Genomic DNA, 20,640 nt, shown 5'->3' with positions numbered 1-20,640 from the left:
CGAAGTACACAATCCATTATGTACTGTGCGAACTGTTCTGAATGGCGATTTATTTTACCAATAGATATATTGTATGCCGCAAAAGATACTGCCCGCTTGCGCGGGCAGTATTGAGCAGCATCAATTACTCTGCTTTGGCTTTGTTGGAGAGGCCCCAGACATAAGAGGTCAGCAGGTGAACCTTGCCGTCGCCGAGGAAGTCCTTCCAGGCTGGCATCTGGTTGTTGCGACCGTTGGTCACTGTTTCGATGATGGTCTTCTCGGTACCTCCGTACAGCCAGACGTTGTCGGTCAGGTTCGGTGCACCCAGTGCCTGGTTACCCTTGCCGTCCGGGCCGTGGCAGGCTGCGCACACCGCGGTAAAGGTCTCCTTGCCGCGGCTGGCACGTTCGGCGTCATGCTTCTTGCCGGACAGCGACATCGCGTAGTTGGCCACATCCTTGACCTTTTCTTCACCGAAGGCGGCGCCGAAGGCCGGCATCTGGCCGTGACGGCCGCCATCCAGCGTGGTCTTGATGATTTCCGGAGTGCCGCCGTACAGCCAGTCGTTGTCGGTCAGATTCGGGAAGCCCTTGGCGCCGCGTGCGTCAGAGCCGTGGCACTGTACACAGTAGGTCTGGAACAGGCGCTTACCCATGGCCTGCGCTTCCGGATCGGCCGCTACGGTTTTCACGTCCATTTTCATGAACTTGTCGTACAGTGGCTGGTACTTGGCTTCCGCCTGGGCTTTCTCTTCCTTGTACTGGCCAACGGAAGTCCAGCCACGGATGCCTTTCCAGGTACCCAGACCCGGGTACAGCACCAGGTAGACGGCGCCGAAGAGCAGGGTGATGTAGAACATCAGCATCCACCAGCGAGGCAGCGGGTTGTTGTATTCCTCGAGGTCGTCATCCCAGACGTGCCCCATGGTTTTTACTTCTTCCCCTTTTTGTACCGTGGTCTTCGACTGGCTGAACAGCAAGTACGTCAAACCGACGATACCTACGATCACGATCACCGTGATGTAGATACTCCAGAAATCACTCACGAAATCACTCATTTCTTCGCTCCGTTAGCGGCGTCAATCCCATGTTGCTCTTCCTCGTCGCCATTGAAGACAAGGTTGGCCGCATCGTCATAACGCCTCTGCGATTTTTTACCGAAGGCACCGATCAGGATCACGATAAACGTCACAAAGCAGAATACCGTGAACAGGATGCGGGCCAGATTGGTCAAGTCCATGACTTAGCGCGCGTTCTTCAGCGCAAGACCAAGGCCTTGCATGTAGGCGATGAGCGCGTCCATTTCGGACTTGCCTTCGACCATGGCCTGGGCTTCGGCAATTTCCTTGTCGGTGTACGGTACGCCAACCTTGCGCAGCGCGGTCATCTTGGCAGCGACACCCTCGGCGTCGGCCAGGTTGCGTGCCAGCCACGGGAATGCCGGCATGTTGGACTCCGGTACCACGTCACGCGGGTTCACCAGATGCACACGATGCCATTCGTCGGAGTAGCGGCCACCGACGCGAGCCAGGTCCGGACCGGTACGCTTGGAGCCCCACTGGAACGGATGGTCGTAGACCGATTCGCCGGCGACCGAGTAGTGGCCGTAGCGTTCGGTTTCGGCACGGAACGGACGCACCATCTGCGAGTGGCAGTTGTAGCAGCCTTCGCGGATGTACAGGTCACGGCCGGTCAGCTGCAGCGCGTTGTACGGCTTGACGCCGGCGATCGGCTGGGTGGTCGACTTCTGGAACATCAGCGGCACGATCTCGACCAGTGCGGCGATGCTGATTACCAGCAGGGTCAGCACGATCAGATAGGCGACGTTTTCTTCAATCAGTTTCTGGATTTTTTCCATGATGGTTCTTTCTGTCCCTTAGTGCGCGTGAGCGGCAACGGCCGGGATCTTGGCATCAACCGGACGACCAGCGGCAACGGTACGGAAGGTGTTGTACGCCATGATCAGCATGCCGGACAGGAACAGCAGGCCACCCAGCAGGCGCACGAAGTGGTACGGATAGGTTGCTTTTACCGCTTCCACGAAGGCGTAGGTCAGGGTGCCGTCCGCGTTCAGTGCACGCCACATCAGGCCTTGCATCACGCCGGAGATCCACAGTGCGGCGATGTACAGCACCACGCCGACGGTAGCCAGCCAGAAGTGGGCTTCGATCAGCTTGGTGCTGTGCATGCCGTCACGGCCGAACAGGCGTGGCAGCAGGTAGTACAGCGAGCCGATGGAGATGAAGGCAACCCAGCCCAGGGCCCCGGAGTGCACGTGGCCAACGGTCCAGTCGGTGTAGTGCGACAGCGCGTTGACGGTCTTGATCGACATCATCGGGCCTTCGAAGGTGGACATGCCGTAGAACGACAGCGACACCACCAGGAACTTCAGTACCGGGTCGGTACGCAGTTTGTGCCACGCGCCGGACAGGGTCATGATGCCGTTGATCATGCCGCCCCAGCTTGGTGCGAACAGGATCAGCGAGAAGGCCATACCCAGCGATTGGGTCCAGTCAGGCAGGGCGGTGTAGTGCAGGTGGTGAGGACCGGCCCACATGTAGGTGAAGATCAGCGCCCAGAAGTGGACCACCGACAGACGGTAGGAGTACACCGGACGGCCGGCCTGCTTCGGTACGAAGTAGTACATCATGCCGAGGAAGGCTGCGGTCAGGAAGAAGCCCACCGCGTTGTGGCCGTACCACCATTGCACCATGGCATCGACTGCGCCGGCGTAGATGGAGTAGGACTTCCACATCGATACCGGGATCGCCAGGCTATTGACGATGTGCAGCAGGGCCACGGCCAGGATGAAGGCACCGTAGAACCAGTTGGCCACGTAGATGTGCTTGACCTTGCGCACGGCGATGGTGCCGAAGAACACGATGGCATAGGCGACCCATACCACGGTGATCAGCAGGTCGATCGGCCACTCCAGCTCGGCGTATTCCTTACCGGCGGTCAGGCCCAGCGGCAGGGTGATGGCGGCCAGCACGATGACGGCCTGCCAGCCCCAGAAGGTGAAGGCAGCCAGCTTGTCCGACAGCAGACGGACGTTACAGGTGCGCTGTACCACGTAGTAGGACGTGGCGAACAGCGCGCAGCCGCCGAATGCGAAGATCACGGCGTTGGTGTGCAGAGGGCGCAGACGGCCGTAGTGGAACCACGGTCCGAAGTTGAGCTCCGGCCACACCAGCTGGGCCGCAATAATGACGCCAACCAGCATGCCGACAATGCCCCAGACTACGGTCATTATCGAGAACTGGCGCACCACCTTATAGTTATAAGTGGATTGCGTTTCCATTTAGGGTTTTCTCCAAGGTTGCGAACTAGAACGTAAAACCGTAGCGACTTGAAACCCCGGTGCGTAACCCCATATGAAAATGAAGTCGGGCAAGTCGCGGGGATGGCAGAGGGCCGTGGATGGCATAAGACCGGGTGACCATATTTGGTGGTGCACGGTATCGGTGTTATTCCAGTCGCTGTGAAAGCGCCCCGAATCCCCATTTATTCAATCAGGCATTCTAAATCAAATCGGGTGTCAGCGGCCAGACGACAGCGCCGGTGAGCCCGGCTTTTTGCGCTGTCTGTCGCGGCGTGTCAGGCTGAAAAGCCCTTTTTGCCCACTGCGATTATATTGTCATTGCCTTTGCCCATTTTGATGAAGATCAAGCGGCCACCCTGCCTGCGCCAGACAGGACATGGTGCTAGAATCCCCCACTTTCCCTTCCAGTCTGGGGTTGTGTCATGAGCTTTGCCGTCCGCTATCGCCTCTGCCCGCTTGATCCGCAGGCGCACCTGTTTGAAGTCTCGCTGACCATTCGCCAGCCCGCCGCCGCAGGACAAGTACTGCGGCTGCCGGCGTGGATTCCCGGCAGCTACATGATTCGCGAGTTCGCCCGCCACATCGTGGCCATTCGCGCCGAGAGCGGTGGCAAGGCGGTGGCGCTGCAGAAACTGGACAAGCACAGCTGGCAGGCGGCGCCGGTCAAGGGCGCGCTGACCCTGCACTACACCGTGTACGCCTTCGACCTGTCGGTGCGCGGCGCCTATCTTGATCAGCAGCGCGGCTTCTACAACGGTACCAGCGTGTTCCTGCAGGCGGACGGCTTCGAGCACGAGCCGTGCGAGGTGGAGCTACTGCCGCCGCCGGACAAGGCGCTGGCCAAGTGGCAGGTGGCCACCAGCCTGCCGGCGCTGGACGTCAAGAAATCCGGTTTCGGCCGCTACCAAGCGGCCAGCTACGACGAGCTGATCGACCATCCGGTGGAGCTGGGCGAGTTCGAGCGCATCCGCTTCAAGGCCTGCGGCGTACCGCACGAATTCGTGGTCTCCGGCAAACATAAGGCCGACCTGAAAAGGTTGGCCGCAGACAGCAAGCGCATCTGCGAATGGCAGATCCGCTTCTTTGGTGAGCCGGCGCCGTTCGATCGCTACGTGTTCATGCTGTTTGTCGGCGGCGACATCTACGGCGGGCTGGAGCATCGCGCCTCCACCGCACTGGTGGCCAGCCGCGACGACCTGCCGCGCCATGACGAGAGCGGCGTCTCCGACGGCTACCTCAAGCTGCTGGGGCTGATCAGCCACGAGTACTTCCACAGCTGGAACGTGAAGCGGATGAAGCCGGCGGCGTTCACCCCCTACGACCTGAACCGCGAAGGCCACACCACGTTGCTGTGGGCGTTCGAGGGCATCACCTCCTACTACGACGACCTTGCGCTGCTGCGCTGCGGCCTGATCGACGAGAAGCGCTACCTCGGCCTGCTGGCCAAGACCATCAGCGGCGTGCTGCGCGGCAACGGCCGCACCAAGCAGACGCTGGCCGACTCCAGCTTCGACGCGTGGACCAAGTACTACCGCCAGGACGAGAACAGCCCCAACAGCATCGTCAGCTACTACACCAAGGGCGCGCTGGCGGCGCTGGCGCTGGACCTACACATCCGCCACGAAACCGGTGGTGCCAAGAGTCTGGACACGGTGATGCTGGCGCTGTGGCAGAAGTGGCTGGCCGACGGCCAGGGGCTGGCGGAAGGCGAGTGGGAGCGCATCGCCGAGCAGGTCACCGGCCTGCCGCTGGCGCCGTTCTTCGATCTTGCCCTGCGCAGCACCACCGATTTGCCGCTGGCGGAACTCCTCGCCACGCAGGGGGTTCAGATGCAGACGGTGCCGGCCGACGGCCCTGCCGACAGCGGCAGCGTGGTCGACGAATTGGGTGCCGCACCGCTGCGGCCAACCCTGGGTGTGAAGAGTGCACCCGACGCCCTCGGCGTGCGCCTCGTCAGCGTGCTGGACGGCGGTGCGGCGCAGGCGGCCGGGCTGGCCGGTGGCGATGTGGTCATCGCCGTCAACGGATTGAAGGTTGGCGATCTGGACAAGGCGATCAGCCGCTGCCGTATCGGCGACACGGTCAAGCTGCACGCCTTCCGCCGTGACGAACTGAGTACTTACAAGGTAACGCTGGCCGCCTCTGCCGCCGATACCTGCCGCCTGCGCCTGGAGGACAATGGCGCCGGCTGGCTGAAGCATTAACCGGGGACGCTTTCGCGTAGACAACAAGGAGGGCGGGCAGTGTGCTGACCCGCCCCGTACCCTACACAGGAAACATGGCATGAGCCAACAAGCCCAAATCAAGTACCGGCAAGACTATCAAGTGCCGTGCTATCTGGTGGACAAGGTCGACCTGACCTTCGACATCCTCGACGATCATCTGGTGCGCGTGCGTTCGCGCCTGATCATGCACCGCAATCCGGCGGCCACCGCGGCCAACGTGCTGCAGCTGGACGGCTCGGCCACGCTGCTGTCGCTGCAGCTGGACGGCGAAGTGCTGGCCGCCGACGCCTACAGCCTGCGCGATGACGGTCTGAGCATCGCCAACGTGCCGGACAGCTTCATCCTCGACGTGGAAACCGAGATCGACCCGGTGGCCAACAGCAGCCTGATGGGGCTGTACGCCTCCGGCGGCAGCAACCTGTATACCCAGTGCGAGCCGGAAGGCTTCCGCAAGATCACCTTCTATCCCGACCGTCCGGACGTGATGGCCAAGTTCACCACCACCATCATCGCCGACAAGCAGAAGTACCCGGTACTGCTGTCCAACGGCAACAAGGTGGGCGAGGGCATGGCCGACAAGAAGCGGCACTGGGTGAAGTGGGTTGATCCGTACCGCAAGCCGTCCTACCTGTTCGCCCTGGTGGCCGGCCGGCTGTCGGCGCTGAAGGACAGCTACATCACCGCCAGCGGCCGCCGCGTGGCGCTGGAAATCTGGACCGTGCCGGCCGACCAGGACAAGGTCGAGTTCGCGATGGGCGCGGTGAAGCGCTCGATGCAGTGGGACGAGCAGCGCTTCGGCCTGGAGTACGACCTCGACATCTATATGATCGTCGCTGTCGGCGACTTCAACATGGGGGCGATGGAGAACAAGGGCCTCAACATCTTCAACACCTCGGCGGTGCTGGCACGGCAGGACACCGCCACCGACGCCGACTTCGAGCGCGTGGAAGCCATCATCGGCCACGAGTACTTCCACAACTGGACCGGCAACCGCGTCACCTGCCGCGACTGGTTCCAGCTGTCGCTGAAGGAAGGCCTGACCGTGTTCCGCGACCAGGAGTTCAGCTCCGACCTGCACAGTCGTGCGGTGCAGCGCATCCAGGACGTGAAGAACCTGCGCCAGCTGCAGTTCCCGGAGGATGCCGGCCCGACCGCGCACCCGATCCGCCCCGACAGCTACATCGAGATGAACAACTTCTACACCATGACGGTGTACGAAAAGGGTGCCGAAGTGGTGCGCATGTACCACACCCTGCTCGGCGAAGAAGGCTTCCAGAAGGGCATGCAGCTGTACTTCAAGCGCCACGACGGCCAGGCTGTGACCTGCGACGACTTCCGCGCCGCGATGGCCAACGCCAACGGTGCCGATCTGGGTCAGTTCGCGCTGTGGTACAGCCAGGCCGGCACCCCGCAGTTGACGGTGCGCGGCGACTACGATCCGGTCGCGCTCAGCTACACCCTGCAGCTGGTGCAGCACTGCCCGGCGACGCCGGGGCAGGGCGACAAGCAGCCGTTCCACATTCCGCTGGCGCTAGGCCTGGTTGGCCGCGACGGTCAGGACCTGCCGCTGCAACTGCAGGGCGAGGCCGAGGCGGGCGCCACCACCCGTGTGCTGGACGTGCGTGCCGCCGAGCAGCGCTTCACCTTCGTTAATGTCTTGCAACAGCCAGTACCGTCGCTGCTGCGCGGTTTCTCGGCGCCGGTGAAACTGGTGTTCGACTGGCGCGACGACGAACTGGCGTTCCTGATGGCCAACGACAGCGATCCGTTCGCGCGCTGGGAGGCCGGTCAGGCCTACGCCGAGCGCCTGTTCAAGCAGCTGATCGCCGATCACGTCGCCGGCCGCCCGCTGCAGCTGGCGGAGGGCTTTGTCGAGGCGCTTCGTGCGGTACTGCGCGACCACGAGGCCGACGCCGCGTTCAAGGTGCTGATGCTGACGCTGCCGTCGGAAGCCGAGATTCTGGAAATGGTCGACGTTGCCGATCCGGCGCGCATCCACGCGGTGCGCGAATTCGTGCTGGCGGCGCTGGCGCAGGCGCTGCGCGGCGAATGGCATGAGGCCTTCGACATCAACCAGTGTGGCGACTACCAGCCGGACGATGCCGGCCGCCGCGCGCTGAAGAACCTGGCGCTGGCGATGCTGACGCGGCTGGCCGACGCCTGGCCGGAGGAAGCGGCCGAGCAGCAGTGCATGAACGCCGACAACATGACCGACCAGATGGGCGCGCTGCTGGCGCTGCGCGACCGTGACGGCAGCGCGCGCGACGACTGCTATCTCGCCTTTGCCGAGCGCTGGCAGGACAACGCGCTGGTGATGGACAAGTACTTCAGCCTGCTGGCCAGCAGCCAGCTGCCGTGCACGCTGGATCACGTCAGGAACGCGATGACGCACCCGGCGTTCACCCTCAAGAACCCGAACAAGGCGCGTGCGCTGCTGGGCAGCTTCGGCCGCAACATGCTGCATTTCCATGCCGCCGACGGTTCCGGCTACCGCTTCCTGGCCGAGCAGATCATGCTGCTGGACGACATCAACCCGCAGGTGGCCAGCCGGCTGGTGGCGGCATTCAACCGTCGCCGCAAGCTGGAGCCACAACGCCAGCAGCAGATGACCGCCGCCCTGCAGCAGATCCTGGCCAAGCCGGGGCTGTCGAACGATGTGTTCGAGATTGTGTCGAAAAACCTTTCGGCATAAAGCGTACCATGGCGTACTGACGCGGGCCGGATGCTTCCGGCCCGTTTTTGTTTCCTGTTTTCTTGCGGCCAACCTTATCCATCATGTCTGCTGTTTCTGACCGTACTACCAGTGTGTTGATGTTGCTGGCGCTGTGGTTCGCCTGGGGGGCCAACTGGGTGGTCACCAAGCTCGGGCTGGCCTACGCCAGCGCCTTCCAGCTCGGCCTCGGCCGCACCGTGCTCGCCATCGCCACGCTGGCGCTGATCATGCGCGCCACCGGCCGCCGCTTCACGCCGACGCCGTTGCGGCCAACCTTCTGGCTGGGACTGACGCAGACCGCCGGCTTCGTGGTGTTCACCAATCTGGCGCTGGTGGCCGGCGGTGCCGGTAAGGTGTCGGTGCTGTGCTACACCATGCCGTTCTGGACGCTGCTGCTGGCGCGGCTGTTCCTGCACGAAAAGCTGGCGCCACTGCAGTGGCTGGGCGTGGCGCTGGCCCTGGTCGGGCTGATGGCGATCCTTGAACCGTGGGATCTCGGCGGCAACTGGCTGTCGGACGCGCTGGCGATCACCGGCGGCCTGGTGTGGGCCAGCTCGGCGATCATCGCCAAAAAGCTGCGCGCGCAGCACCAGGTCGATACCCTGGCGCTGACCTTCTGGCAGATGGTGTGGGGCACGCTGGTGCTGGCGCTGCTGCTGCCGCTGTTCCCCGGGCGCGACATCCAGTGGGGCTGGCCGCTGCTGGGGGTGCTGCTGTTCTCCGGCGTGCTCGCCGGCGGCCTGGGCTGGCTGGTGTGGATGCTGCTGCTCTCAAGGCTGTCGGCCGGCATGGCCGGCATGAGCATCCTGGCGATACCGGCGGTGGCGGTGCTGATGGCGTGGCTGCTGCTGGCCGAGGTGCCCAGCCACGCCGAGGCGCTCGGCATGCTGCTGATCGCCGCCGCGCTGATCCTGATCTCGCTGTACGCGTTACGGCGCGAGTGGCGGCGCTAGCCTAGCGTCGCTCCGGCAGCGGCAGGCGCGTGGTGTGCTTGATCGGCTCCAGCGCCACCGTCGATTTCACGCTGCGCACCAGCGGCAGCGTCATCAGCTTGTTCATCACGAAACGCGACAGCGACGGCAGGTCCGGCACCACGATGCGCAGCCAGTAGTCGGCCTCGCCGGCCACCGCGTAACACTCCAGCACTTCCGGCAGGTCGGTGATGGCGGCGGCGAATTCGCGGATGGACGCCTCGCCGTGACGTTCTAGACTGACATTAGCGAAGGCCGTTACCGACAGGTCGAGCAGGTCAGGACGCAGCGCCAGATGGTAGCCCTGGATCACACCGCACTCTTCCAGCCGCTGGATGCGGCGGCCGATCTGCGATGGCGACAGCGCGATGTCCTGTGCCAGCTTCTGGTGGGTGGCGCGCGCGTCTTTCTGCAGCGCCTCCAGAATCTGGTAGTCGAAACGGTCGAAGTCGATATTGCGCATTTTGTGCATATTCCGGTTTTTGGTGCGGGAAGTATGCAAATAAACCGTGCCGATGGCAAATGTTGCGGCCAAGCCGCAGCGTAGCGCGCCTACACTGCTGGCTCTGGCCTTGCTGCCGCCTACACAAGAAGATCGATGATGGAGACAACCCCGTTTACCGTGCCGGACATCACCGTCCGCAAGAATGTCGGCCTCGAGCACGCCGCCGACTTCACCCTGCCGCAACCGCTGGAGCGCTACAGCGCCGAAGATCACCAGACCTGGGCCACGCTGTACCGCCGCCAGTGCGAGATGCTGCCCGGCCGCGTCTGTGACGAATTCCTCGCCGGGCTGGAGGCGCTGGCCATCGATGCCGACCGGGTGCCGGACTTCGTGCGGCTGAACCTGAAACTGGCCGCCGCCACCGGCTGGCAGATCGTGGCGGTGCCGGGGCTGATTCCGGATGAGGTGTTCTTCGAGCATCTGGCCAACCGCCGCTTCCCGGTGACCTGGTGGCTGCGCGAGCCGCAGCAGCTGGACTACCTGCAGGAGCCGGACGTGTTCCACGACCTGTTCGGCCACGTGCCACTGCTGATGAACCCGGTGTTTGCCGACTACCTGCAGGCCTACGGCCTCGGTGGCATGAAGGCGAAGGACCTCGGCGCGCTGCCACTGCTGGCGCGGCTGTACTGGTACACGGTGGAATTCGGCCTGATCGACACGCCGCAGGGGCTGCGCATCTACGGCGCCGGCATCGTGTCCAGCAAGTCGGAATCGGTGTACAGCCTGGACAGCGACAGCCCGAACCGCATCGGTTTCGACCTGCTGCGCATCATGAACACGCGCTACCGCATCGACACCTTCCAGAAGACCTACTTCGTCATCGACAGCTTCCAGCAGCTGTTCGACGCCACCGCGCCGGATTTCACCGCCTACTACCGGCAGCTGCAGGGCGTGGCGGCGCATGGCGCCGGCGACGTGTTGCCGCAGGACCGGGTGTTCCACCGCGGCTCGCGCGCCGGCTGGGCCGATACCGACGATATCTGAGAACCCGTTCAAGGCCTCGCGAGCTAGAGCGAGACAAGGCAAAAACGCCTGAGGAAGCGGAGTTTACACGGGGTAAATGAGCATTCCGAAGGCGTTTTTAACGCCGTATCGCCGAAGCGCAGCAGACATTGAACAGGTTCTGAGCAAGGTTGGCCGCAACGCGGCCGTAAAAAAGCCACGACCTCGGTCGTGGCTTTTTGCTGGGCGCGTGCCGCGCTTAGCGGATGTTGATCACCTTGTGGGTTTGCACCGACAGCCGCCACTCCGGGTGTGCCATGCACCAGGCGATGGCTTCCTGCGTATTCTGCCGCTGCAGCGGGCTGTCCATCGGCTGCAGATAGCGATGCTCGAACTGCAGGTCGTCCGGCAGCTCCGACGGCAGCAGCGTCGGCTGCGGGAACACCAGTTTCAGCTCGTGGCCGCTTTTCTGCACCCAGTCGGCGCCGGCCTTGGGGCTGACGCAGATCCAGTCGATGCCGGCCGGTGCCGGCAGGCTGCCGTTGGTTTCCACCGCTACTTCGAAACCCAGTGCGTGCATGGCGTCGACCAGCGCGTCATCCAGCTGCAGCAGCGGCTCGCCGCCGGTGAACACCACGTAGGGTTGGCCGCCGACACCGCGCCACTCGGCGGCGATACGCGCGGCCAGCGCGGCGGCGCCGGCAAACTTGCCGCCGTCGTCGCCGGTGCCGACAAAGTCGGTATCGCAGAACTGGCAGATCGCCTTGCTGCGGTCTTCCTCGCGGCCGGACCACAGGTTGCAGCCGGAAAAGCGGCAGAACACCGCGGCGCGGCCGGCCTGGCGGCCTTCGCCCTGCAGCGTGTAGAAGATTTCCTTGACGGTATAGATGGTCATCGTCGTCTCCTTACAGCAGCGGCCACTGCATGTCGCCGCGGAAGGTCAGCGACACGCCGCGTTGCGGGGTTTCCATCAGATCGATGCGGGCCAGTTCCGGCACCAGCGGCTTCAGCTCGCCGTGCACCCACTCCGCCACGCTGGCGGCGTCGGCGGCACGGATGCCGGGCAGCTTGTCCAGCGGGTTGTGGTCCAGCTGGCGGTAGACCGGCTTGAAGCGGTCCTTGACGTCGCCAAAGTCCAGCACCCAGCCCATCACCCGGTCGATGCTGCCTTGCAGCAGCAGGCGGATCAGGTAGCTGTGGCCGGTGTAGTTGCCGGCGGCGTCGAACGGCACCGCGCTCTCGAAGTGCTGTTCCTTCCAGATGCGATAGGTCTGGCCGTCGAACTGGCTACCGGCGGTGTGCGTCTCGCGCACTTCCACCCACGCCAGGCCGGCGAGGCTGGCGGCCAGCTCGCGGTACAACCACGCCGCCATCACTTCGCTGGTCGGGTTGTCGAGGCCGGCGATGTCGTTCAGGTATTTGTGGTTCAGCCGTGCGAACAGCGGCGGCCACGCCTTGAGCAGGATGTCGTTGAGGCTGCTGCGGCTGGCATCGGCGACGATGCGCACGCCGAAACCGTGGCCATGCAGACGGCCGCACTTGTGGCCGGGGCCGACGTGCGGCAGCTGGTGCGCGGCCTCGAAGCGGGTGTCGACATAGACGTACTCGTTGCCGTCCTCGTCCAGCAGCACGCCGCGATCGGCGGCACTGGCCAGCTGCAGGCTGACGGCCTGGCCGCACTGCGACGCCAGATAGCGCGCAATCGACAGGTCGCTGCCGTCGGCCAGCGTGGCGTTGACGTGGGCGTAGTGGAACGGCGCCACTGCGGCGGCCAGCTCGGCATGCAGTGCCGCCTCGCTGCCGGGATGGGCGTCGGCGCGCGCCAGTACGCGGAAGCTGTGGCCGTGCTCGCCGATGCCGGCGAGGTTGCGCGCCGCCTCGAAGCTGGCGCCGGCCAGGATATGGCTGCTGTTCATGTCAGTGTTCTCCGCAGCGTACGACGAGCGGATCGGCGACGCCGGCTTCGGCAAAGCCCTTGGCACGCAGTTCGCAGGCGGCGCAGTGGCCGCAGGGCGGCACGGCGCCGTTGTAGCAGGTGTGGCTCCACGCCATCGCGTCCATGGCGCCGACCTCCTGCGCCAGCTGTACCGTTTCCGCCTTGCTCATGAACATCAGCGGCGTGTGCAGGGTGACGCGGCTGTCCATGCCCAGGCGCAGCGCCAGCTCCAGCGCCTTCAGCGTGTTTTCGCGGCAGTCCGGATAGCCGGAGTAGTCGGTCTGCGCCACGCCGGTGACCACGTGCTCGATGCCGCGGGTGTAGGCAAAGGCGGCGGCAAAGCTGAGGAAGATCAGGTTGCGGCCGGGCACGAAGGTGTTGGGGATGGTGCTGTCGCCGTCGTCGCGCGCGCCTTGTTCCGGCGTGATGCCGGCTTCGGTCAGCGCGTTGCCGCCGATGGCGGCAAAGGTGTCGATCGGCAGCAGTGTCTGGCGCACGCCGGCCATGGCGGCCACCTTGCGAGCGGCGTCCAGCTCGATGCGGTGACGCTGGCCGTAGTCGAAGGTCACGGCTTCAACGTTGGCCGCGCCGAATTCGCGCAGCGCCCAAAACAGGCAGGTGGTGGAGTCCTGGCCGCCCGAAAGGACGACCAGGGCTTTGGATGTCTTGTTCATGATTCCGTCGAGAAACAGTCGAGGTGAGTAGGATGACACACACGGGATCGGTCTCTCCCGGCATGCTTAACCCGCCATTTTAACCCACTATAAGCCGTTTTTGCGCAGCATTTTGCGGCGGCACCGCGGCACCGCGCTGCGGCGGGTGCCGGAGCGGCCAGCGCACCGCATGCGGGCACCGGGGCTGTGGTACGGTGAGAAAGACGGCGCGCTGGCGGCTTGTTGCATATGATGAATTATTAGCAGGATGCATGGCCGCTGGCCTCGCGGCCTGGCTTAGCAAGGAAAAGACGAGTGCCTATGTCGGATGTGTACACCATTCTCTGTGTTGAGGACGATGCCAACCTGCGGCAGCTGATCAGCGAGGAGCTGCTCAGCGCCGGCTACCGCGTGCTGGAAGCGGTGGACGGTCACGCCGCGCTGGCGCTGATGGCGCAGCAGCTGCCGGATCTGGTGCTGAGCGATGTGTCGATGCCGGGCATGGGTGGTTTCGAGCTGGTGGAAGCGATGGCGGCGCAGGGCGGCGAGCTGGCGCAGTTGCCGTTCATCCTGCTCACCGCGCTGGCGGACAGCCAGAGCCAGGTGCGCGGCCGCCTGCTCGAGGTCGACGACTATCTGGTCAAGCCGGTCGACTTTGATCTGCTGCTGGCCGCCATCGCCGCCAAGGTCAAGCGTCGCCGCCGTGGCGACAGTCTGCCGCCACCGCCAGTGGTGCCGGGACGGGCGCTGCTGCTGGCACAGGTGGCCGCGGCGCGCACCGCGCAGGCGTCGCAGACGCTGCTGCTGGTCAAGGTCGATACCTATCTGGCGCTGACCATGCGTCTGGCGCCCGCCGAACAGCCACTGCTGCAACACAATATGCTGGCCTGTCTCGCGCCGCTGGCCGGTAGCGGGCAGGTGTTTACCTGGTCCGACGGCTGCTGGGCGCTGTTGCTGGCGGAGGATGCCGCGCCGCAGGCCGCGGCGGTGCTGGCGCAAAGGATGACGCTCGAGGTCGGCGGTATCAGCATCGCCTATACCTGCAGCGCGCTGTGCATCCACCTGGACTGGCACGCGCCGGCGCTGCGCCACTTCGAGGCCGCCACGCTGGTGGAGTCCTGCGCGCTGCATCTCAACTTCGAGAGCGCCGGCAACCCGCGCCGTTTCATCGAGCTGGGCCGCGGCGACTACCAGGCGCTGCAGGCGGCGCGCCACGCCGAGCGCTACCTGGGACAGGCGCTGAAATCCGGCGAGCTGACCCTGCTGTTCCAGCCACGCGTCGACCTGCTCAGCGGCCGCATCGTCGGCGCCGAGGCGCTGGTACGTTGGCCGCATGCGGATATCGGCGCGCTGTCGCCGGGGGCCTTCGTGCCGGCAGCGGAGCGTAGCGGGCTGGCCACCGATCTCGACCACTGGGTGATCGCGCAGACGCTGGAGGCGGTCACCGAGCTGGTCAGCCTGCGGCCAGGCTTCATCCTGTCGTTCAATATCTCGGCGCAAAGCCTAGGCCGCGGGGTGCCGGCCTTTCTCAACGCCCAGCTGCAGGCGGGGCGGCTGGCGCTGGCGGCCAACCTTGAAATCGAGGTCACCGAAACCTCGATGACCTACCTTACCGCCGCCATCGAGGCCGATATCGCCGCACTGCGCGCGCTGGGGCTGAAGCTGGCGGTCGACGATTTCGGCATGGGCTACGCGTCGCTGGACTACCTGAAGCGGCTGCACGCCGAGGTGATCAAGATCGACCGCAGCTTCGTGATGGACATCGGCCGCCGCAGCATCGACGCGCGCATCATCGAAGGGTTGATCAGCCTCGGCCGCGCCATGGGCTGCATGGTGGTGGCCGAAGGGGTGGAGAGCGCGGCGCAGGCGGCGCTGCTGGCGGAGCTGGGCTGTCGCTTTGCACAGGGTTACCACTTCTACCGGCCGATGCCGCTGTCCGAACTGCTGTCGTTACTGGGGACGCCATGAGTACCGAATTGCCGCCATCACTGACCGCGGCCATGCCGCTGCTGGAACGCCTGCATCTGGCGGTCTGGTTTTTCGACATGCGCCGGCAGAGCATCGTGTGGGCCAACCGCCAGGCCCTGCAGCTGTGGGACGCGGCGGATCTGGCGTCGCTGCAGGAGCGCGACTTCTCCATCAATAGCGAGACGCTGCGCACCCGCTTTGCCGTGTACCAGGCCGCCTTTGCCGAGCAGCGCGCGGTGGAGGAAAACTGGACGCTGTACCCGCATGGCCTGCCGCTGCAGGTGCGCTGCCACTGCGCCCGCTTCGATAACGACTGGCCGGAGCTGATGAAGGTGGAGGCGGTGCCGGTGTCGTCGGTCGACGCCGATACCGTGCGCAGCGTGGAGATGCTGCGCCACGTGCGCGAGATGGTGTCGCTGTACGACGACAACGGCGTGGTGCTGCAGCGCAACCCGGCCGCCGCGCTGGCGCTGCCGCCGTCGGAGGGCGATGCGCTGCTGGCCTCGCTGCCGGACCCCAAGCTGCTGGCCGAGCTGCGGCTGGCGGCGATGGAAAGCCGCGGCGTGCGCCGGGTGGTGGACGTGCGACTGGCCGATGGCAGTATGGTGCGCCATCAGGTGCAGCTGTTCCGCATCCGCGATCCGGCCACCGGCGAGAGCGCGATGCTGATCAGCCAGCACGATGTCAGCGACCGCGAAAAGCTGCTGCAGCTGCAGCGCGAACGCAGCGAGGAGCTGCAGGGCATTCTCGATGCGCTGCCGCTGCCGATGGTGATTTCCGAGCTGGCGTCGGAGCGCATCCGCTACGCCAACCGGCTGGCGATCGAGCGCTACGGCATGTGGCTGGGCAGCAGCAGCGAGTTCACGCCGACCTCAGCCGCGCTGTACGAGCACGCGGCGGAGCGCAAGCGTTTCCTGGAGATTCTGCAGCAGGAAGGGCGGGTGATCGACTTTCACGCGGTGCTGCGCGACCGCGAGCAGCGCCCGTTCGACGCCAGCCTCACCGGCTGCCTGATCGACTACCGTGGCATTCCCTGCGTGCTGGCCAGCATTCTCGACATCAGCCACATCCTGCAGCGCGAACACGCGCTGGAAGCCACGCTGCAGCACGAGCGCGAGCTGGCCGAGATGCAGCGCCGCTTCGTCAGCATGGTGTCGCACGAGTACCGCACCCCGCTGGCGGTGATCGACGGCATCGCGCAGCGCCTGCAGCGCCAGCCGGAACAGTTCCACGGCGAGCAGCTGCAAAGCCGCGCCCAGCGCCTGCGCGACATGGTCAAGCACATGGTCAGCCTCGCCGACAGCGTGCTGACGCTGACGCGGCTGGAGGAAGGGCAGCTGGTGGTGCAGCAGGGGCCGGTGCGGCTGGTGCCGCTGCTGGCCGAGCTGGTGGAGCAGAGCCAGGACATCCATCCCGATTGCCAGATCGAGGTGTCGTTTGCCGCCGATGACGTGCTGATCGTCGATGGCGACGCCGAGCTGTTGCGCGTGGTGTTCGGCAACCTGATCTCCAACGCCATCAAGTACTCGCCGCGCTGGCAGAGGCTGGCGCTGCACTGCACGGTCGCCGGGCGCGAGGTGCACGTCACGGTGCAGGATTGGGGGGTGGGCATCCCGGCGGACGAGCAGGACAAGCTGTTCACCCGCTTTTTCCGCGCCAGTACCGCGCAGGGCATTCCCGGCAGCGGCATGGGGCTGGCGCTGGTGCGGGAGCTGGTACAGCGCCACGGCGGCAGCATCACGGTGGACAGCAGCGAGGACGAGGGCACGCGCTTTACCGTGCGCCTGCCGCTGTTGCCGGCGCTGGACGAGCGCCACTAGCGCAAGGTTGGCCGCAACAAAAAAGCCGCCAGCATGCTGGCGGCTTTTTCTGTTCCGTCACCGGCAGGCTTATTCGGCCTTGCTGGCTTCCAGAACGATGCTCAGCTTCACTTCGTCGCTGACGGCCGGGATGAAGGTCTTCATGCCGAACTCGCTGCGCTTGATGGTGGCCACCGCGTTGGCGCCCCAGCTTTCCTTGCCGGTCATCGGGTGCTTGGCCTTGTTGACGTTGACCAGCTGCAGGGTGACTGGCTTGGTCACGCCCAGCAGGGTCAGCTTGCCTTCGACGGCGGCCGGCTTGTTGCCCTTGAACACCACCTTGTCCGACTTGTAGGTCAGCGTCGGGAATTTCTCGACATTGAAGAAATCGGCGCTCTTCAGGTGCTTGTCGCGATCGGCGAAGAAGGTCTGCAGCGAGGCGGCGTCGATGGTGATGTCGACGTTGCCGCTCTTGGCCGCTTCATCCACGCTCAGATTGCCGCTGATCTTGGTGAACACGCCGCTCTGGCTGGACAGGCCGAGGTGGCCGACTTCGTAGGCAGCGTAGGTGTGGCTCGGGTCGATGGTGTAGCTGGCCGGGGCCGCAAATGCCAGACCGGCAGACGCAAACAGGGTCGCAAACAGGGTGGTACGAATCATGGTTAACACTCCGGGGTGGTTCAAGGGTTGGCTACTACAAGACGGAAACGCAGGTCGACATTGTCGGCAACGGTGCCGGTGTCGCTCCAGCTGCCTTCACCGATCTTGAAGGCGAGCCGGGAAATCGGCAGGGTACCGTCGATGCTGACGGCCTTGCCCTGGCTGGTGGCGGTGAACGGTGCGCTCAGCTCGCGGGTGATGCCTTTCAGCGTCAGCTTGCCGCTGACTTGGTAACGGTTGCCGCCCAGCGGCTTGATGCTGCTGGACACGAAACGGGCCTGGGCGAACTGGGCGGTGTTGAACCAGTCCTTCTTGCGGGCTTCGGCGTTGGCGTCGGCGGTGGGCAGGCTGATGCTGTTCACGTCGATGGTGATGTCGGCGCTGCCCTTGTCGGCCTTGGCCGGGTCAAAGCTGACCTTGGCGGCGAATTTCTTGAAGCTGCCGGATACCGGCACTCCCATCTGTTTCATGGTGAACACGAGCTGGCTTTTGCCAAGGTCGACATTCTGGGCAAACACCGGGCTGGCCAGCAGCAGGCCGGCGGAGATCAACAGGGCTTTCATCGGGGGCTTTCGTCCTTCGGGTTAACGACGCAGGCTCATGCGTTGCAGCAGACCGTCGCGGTCAATAAAGTGGTGTTTCAGTGCCGCCAGCACGTGGAGGATCACGGTGATCAGCAGCAGCTGGTTGAGCAGCTCGTGCACCTCGCCCAGCTGTTCCGCCAGCGCAGGGTTGGCCGCAATCAGGTCCGGCAGCGGCAGCACGCTGAACAGCACCACCGGGATGCCGTAGGCCGAGCTCATCAGCCAGCCGGACAGCGGCACCGCCAGCATCAGCACGTACAGCGCCAGGTGGCCGGCGTGGGCGGCCAGTCTGGCCAGCGGTGACATGGTGGCCGGCAGCGGCGGCGTGCCCTTGAGCAGGCGCAGCACGATGCGCACCACGACTAGCAGCAGCACGATGATGCCGCCCCATTTGTGGTAGCTGATCAGCTGGAACTTGGCCGGCGACAGCGGCAGGCCGGCCACGTACTTGCCGAAGGCAAAGGTCAGCACGATCAGCAGGCCGATCACCGCGTGCAGCAGGATCTGGCTCGGGTGGTAACGTTGGTTCATCTTCATTCAGGACTCCAGTTTTGCCGTAATGGCCAAACGCAGGCCGGCCAGCGTGGCCGTGATCTGCTTCAGTTCTTCATCGCTCATCGCATCGAATGCGCCATCGCAGTGGCCGGTGACATCCGGGAAGGTGGCACGGAACACGCTGTCACCCTCGCTGGTCAGCGCCACGAACAGGCTGCGCCGGTCGTTGGCGTCGACACGGCGGCTGATCAGCCCCTTGTCCAGCAGCCGGTCCAGCACGCCGGTCAGCGTCCCCTTGGTGATCAGGGTGCGGCTGGAGAGTTCCTTGCAGCTCATGCCCGGGGTGTTGCCCAGCGTCGCAATCACGTCGAATTGCGGCGGTGTCAGGCCGTGGCTGCGGATGCGGCTGCTGCTCAGTTGCTCGAACGCCTGGTAGGTGCGTACCAGTTCGCGTACCAGCGCCATCGAACGGGTCACACTGCGCTGTTGCATAGGAGTGGTCATCGCGGATTTGGTTCTCGTCAGGATAGTTTTAGTTAGTACAAAATAAAACACAGCATTTCTGAGTATCTATTCAGAAAAACTGAATGAGTGAAATGGGCGCTGTGCGCGAGGGGATCGTGGCCGCGCCGGGGGCGTTGCTGCAAGGCGGAGACGCCGAGCGCCGGTTCACGATCTGCGGCAACGTGATGTCAATGGCGCGAGACGGCGTCAAGTGCGAGCCGGCAAGGCGCATGGAGCACTGGTCAATGCTGCAGTCGCAGCCGCTTTCGCCTTGCCTCGCGTGAGTGCGCGAGGACTGAATGCGCTCTCAGCCCTGGGTGCGCTGCGCCCGCTCTTCGCGCGGCGTGATGTTGAAGTGGCTGCGGTAGGTGCTGGAGAAGTGCGGGCCGCTGGAGAAGCCGCAGGCGAGGCCGATCTGCACGATGGACTTGCTGGTCTGCTGCAAGAGCTGGCGCGCGCGGTTCAGGCGCAGCTCCAGATAGTATTTCGACGGCACGGTACCGAGGTACTGCTTGAACAGGCGCTCCAGCTGGCGCCGCGACACGCCGACGTAGTAGGCGATGTCGTCGGTGGTCAGCGGTTCCTCGATATTGGCTTCCATCAGGCTGACCGCCTCGGTCAGCTTCGGCTGGCTGCCGCCGATGCGGGTGGCCAGCGGAATGCGCTGCCGCTCGCTGCCGGGACGCAGCCGTTCCATGCTGAATACTTCCGACAGCTGCGCGGCGAATTCCTGGCCAAGGTTGGCCGCAACCAGCGCCATCATGAAGTCGAAGGTGGCGGCGCCGCCGGTGCTGGTCAGGCGGTTGCCGTCGATCTCGTACAGGTTGGACGACACGATCACGTCGGGGAATTCGTCCGACAGGCGGCTGATTTCCTGCCAGTGGATGGTGGCACGATGGCCGGCCAGCAGCCCGGCGCGTGCCAGCCAGTAGCTGCCGCAGTTGATGCCGGCGAGCATGGTGTGTTCGTTGAGCTGGCTGCCGATCACGCGCGCCAGCTCGTCGGCGGCGATGTCGACGCCGACTTCATCGGCCAGCACCACCAGCACGTCCAGCTTCGGCGCGTGGGCCAGCGGCAGGTCCACCGCCAGGCGCAGGCCGTTGCTGAGCGTGACCGGCAGGCCGTCCAGCGATAGCGGCAGGAACTCGTAGCACTTTTTTTCCGCCAGCTGGTTGGCGCGGGTCAGCACCTCGGTGGCGATGGCAAAGTCGGCCATCGACGCATTGGGCAGCAGCAGGAAGCCGTAGCGGACGGGTTTGGTGCCGGAAGTTACGTTGACCATGTCAGCAATCTGGTGATTGGGCGAAGGGCGATGCAAATAACAAGGCGCCATGCTGAGGTTATCGTCAGCATGGCGCTTGCTTGTCAAGCGGCGATTGTAC

General features: G+C 64.6%; 20 protein-coding genes. 7 read left to right on the top strand and 13 right to left on the bottom strand.

All coding sequences use genetic code 11. The features are described from left to right. Positions 1 to 124: 124 nt before the first annotated feature. The 4 genes from ccoP to ccoN are packed head-to-tail and all read right to left on the bottom strand — an operon-like array spanning position 125 to position 3,282. Positions 125 to 1,039, bottom strand: a complete 915-nt coding sequence (gene ccoP, locus PQU89_RS16055; RefSeq protein ID WP_272766679.1) for a cytochrome-c oxidase, cbb3-type subunit III — start codon at positions 1,037 to 1,039, stop codon at positions 125 to 127. Beyond that, positions 1,036 to 1,221: a cbb3-type cytochrome oxidase subunit 3 gene (locus tag PQU89_RS16050; protein WP_047966162.1), complete on the bottom strand. Its 186-nt coding sequence runs from the start codon at positions 1,219 to 1,221 to the stop codon at positions 1,036 to 1,038. Before PQU89_RS16050 ends, ccoP begins: the two co-directional genes overlap by 4 nt. 3 nt (positions 1,222 to 1,224) lie before the next feature. Beyond that, complete coding sequence (gene ccoO / locus PQU89_RS16045) at positions 1,225 to 1,839, bottom strand: cytochrome-c oxidase, cbb3-type subunit II (protein ID WP_272766678.1); 615 nt, start codon at positions 1,837 to 1,839, stop codon at positions 1,225 to 1,227. A gap of 18 nt (positions 1,840 to 1,857) precedes the next feature. After that, on the bottom strand, positions 1,858 to 3,282 hold the full coding sequence (gene ccoN, locus PQU89_RS16040; RefSeq protein WP_189374372.1) for a cytochrome-c oxidase, cbb3-type subunit I: 1,425 nt from the start codon (positions 3,280 to 3,282) through the stop codon (positions 1,858 to 1,860). Between the two features lie 443 nt (positions 3,283 to 3,725). On the opposite strand from ccoN, the gene PQU89_RS16035 reads away from it, so the two are divergent. From PQU89_RS16035 to PQU89_RS16025, 3 genes are all read left to right on the top strand, one after another. Continuing rightward, a complete protein-coding gene (locus PQU89_RS16035) occupies positions 3,726 to 5,507 on the top strand; it encodes a M61 family metallopeptidase (RefSeq protein ID WP_272766677.1) in 1,782 nt (593 codons plus the stop codon). 79 nt (positions 5,508 to 5,586) lie between these two features. Further along, on the top strand, positions 5,587 to 8,220 hold the full coding sequence (pepN, locus tag PQU89_RS16030) for an aminopeptidase N (protein ID WP_272766676.1): 2,634 nt from the start codon (positions 5,587 to 5,589) through the stop codon (positions 8,218 to 8,220). Positions 8,221 to 8,303: 83 nt separating this feature from the next. Then, a complete protein-coding gene (locus PQU89_RS16025) occupies positions 8,304 to 9,194 on the top strand; it encodes a DMT family transporter (protein ID WP_272766675.1) in 891 nt (296 codons plus the stop codon). Position 9,195: 1 nt separating this feature from the next. Here PQU89_RS16025 and PQU89_RS16020 read toward each other — a convergent pair whose 3' ends face one another. Beyond that, positions 9,196 to 9,675, bottom strand: coding sequence for an Lrp/AsnC family transcriptional regulator (locus tag PQU89_RS16020; protein WP_238377257.1), 480 nt, complete (start codon positions 9,673 to 9,675; stop codon positions 9,196 to 9,198). A gap of 135 nt (positions 9,676 to 9,810) precedes the next feature. Here PQU89_RS16020 and phhA point away from each other — a divergent pair, with 135 nt between their 5' ends. Continuing rightward, a complete protein-coding gene (phhA, locus tag PQU89_RS16015) occupies positions 9,811 to 10,701 on the top strand; it encodes a phenylalanine 4-monooxygenase (RefSeq protein WP_272766674.1) in 891 nt (296 codons plus the stop codon). Between the two features lie 217 nt (positions 10,702 to 10,918). On the opposite strand, the gene queE is transcribed toward phhA, so the two are convergent. The 3 genes from queE to queC are packed head-to-tail and all read right to left on the bottom strand — an operon-like array spanning position 10,919 to position 13,269. After that, complete coding sequence (gene queE / locus PQU89_RS16010; protein ID WP_272766673.1) at positions 10,919 to 11,554, bottom strand: 7-carboxy-7-deazaguanine synthase; 636 nt, start codon at positions 11,552 to 11,554, stop codon at positions 10,919 to 10,921. A gap of 10 nt (positions 11,555 to 11,564) precedes the next feature. After that, a complete protein-coding gene (locus PQU89_RS16005; protein WP_272766672.1) occupies positions 11,565 to 12,575 on the bottom strand; it encodes a 6-pyruvoyl trahydropterin synthase family protein in 1,011 nt (336 codons plus the stop codon). 1 nt (position 12,576) lies between these two features. Next, positions 12,577 to 13,269: a 7-cyano-7-deazaguanine synthase QueC gene (gene queC, locus PQU89_RS16000; RefSeq protein ID WP_272766671.1), complete on the bottom strand. Its 693-nt coding sequence runs from the start codon at positions 13,267 to 13,269 to the stop codon at positions 12,577 to 12,579. A gap of 300 nt (positions 13,270 to 13,569) precedes the next feature. On the opposite strand from queC, the gene PQU89_RS15995 reads away from it, so the two are divergent. Together PQU89_RS15995 and PQU89_RS15990 are read left to right on the top strand one after the other, a co-directional pair. Then, positions 13,570 to 15,216 (top strand): EAL domain-containing response regulator, encoded by a 1,647-nt coding sequence (locus PQU89_RS15995; protein ID WP_272766759.1) that lies wholly within the window; start codon positions 13,570 to 13,572, stop codon positions 15,214 to 15,216. After that, positions 15,213 to 17,036: a sensor histidine kinase gene (locus PQU89_RS15990; protein ID WP_272766670.1), complete on the top strand. Its 1,824-nt coding sequence runs from the start codon at positions 15,213 to 15,215 to the stop codon at positions 17,034 to 17,036. The genes PQU89_RS15995 and PQU89_RS15990 overlap by 4 nt, the downstream gene beginning before the upstream one ends. Before the next feature lie 69 nt (positions 17,037 to 17,105). Here PQU89_RS15990 and PQU89_RS15985 read toward each other — a convergent pair whose 3' ends face one another. The 4 genes from PQU89_RS15985 to PQU89_RS15970 are packed head-to-tail and all read right to left on the bottom strand — an operon-like array spanning position 17,106 to position 19,258. Continuing rightward, positions 17,106 to 17,675, bottom strand: coding sequence for a YceI family protein (locus PQU89_RS15985; RefSeq protein ID WP_272766669.1), 570 nt, complete (start codon positions 17,673 to 17,675; stop codon positions 17,106 to 17,108). Between the two features lie 20 nt (positions 17,676 to 17,695). Further along, positions 17,696 to 18,238 (bottom strand): YceI family protein, encoded by a 543-nt coding sequence (locus PQU89_RS15980; RefSeq protein ID WP_047966149.1) that lies wholly within the window; start codon positions 18,236 to 18,238, stop codon positions 17,696 to 17,698. Positions 18,239 to 18,259: 21 nt separating this feature from the next. Continuing rightward, positions 18,260 to 18,796, bottom strand: coding sequence for a cytochrome b (locus PQU89_RS15975; RefSeq protein WP_272766668.1), 537 nt, complete (start codon positions 18,794 to 18,796; stop codon positions 18,260 to 18,262). Further along, a complete protein-coding gene (locus tag PQU89_RS15970) occupies positions 18,797 to 19,258 on the bottom strand; it encodes a MarR family winged helix-turn-helix transcriptional regulator (RefSeq protein WP_272766667.1) in 462 nt (153 codons plus the stop codon). An 83-nt stretch (positions 19,259 to 19,341) separates the two neighbouring features. Here PQU89_RS15970 and PQU89_RS15965 point away from each other — a divergent pair, with 83 nt between their 5' ends. Continuing rightward, a complete protein-coding gene (locus PQU89_RS15965; RefSeq protein WP_272766666.1) occupies positions 19,342 to 19,542 on the top strand; it encodes a hypothetical protein in 201 nt (66 codons plus the stop codon). 23 nt (positions 19,543 to 19,565) lie between these two features. On the opposite strand, the gene PQU89_RS15960 is transcribed toward PQU89_RS15965, so the two are convergent. Then, complete coding sequence (locus tag PQU89_RS15960; protein ID WP_120812012.1) at positions 19,566 to 20,540, bottom strand: GlxA family transcriptional regulator; 975 nt, start codon at positions 20,538 to 20,540, stop codon at positions 19,566 to 19,568. Between the last annotated feature and the right edge of the window lie 100 nt (positions 20,541 to 20,640).

This window comes from Vogesella indigofera (assembly GCF_028548395.1).
Lineage (GTDB): Bacteria > Pseudomonadota > Gammaproteobacteria > Burkholderiales > Chromobacteriaceae > Vogesella > Vogesella indigofera_A.
Note: the sequence above shows the minus strand (reverse complement) of the source record. Positions and strands in the feature narration are given on the sequence as shown.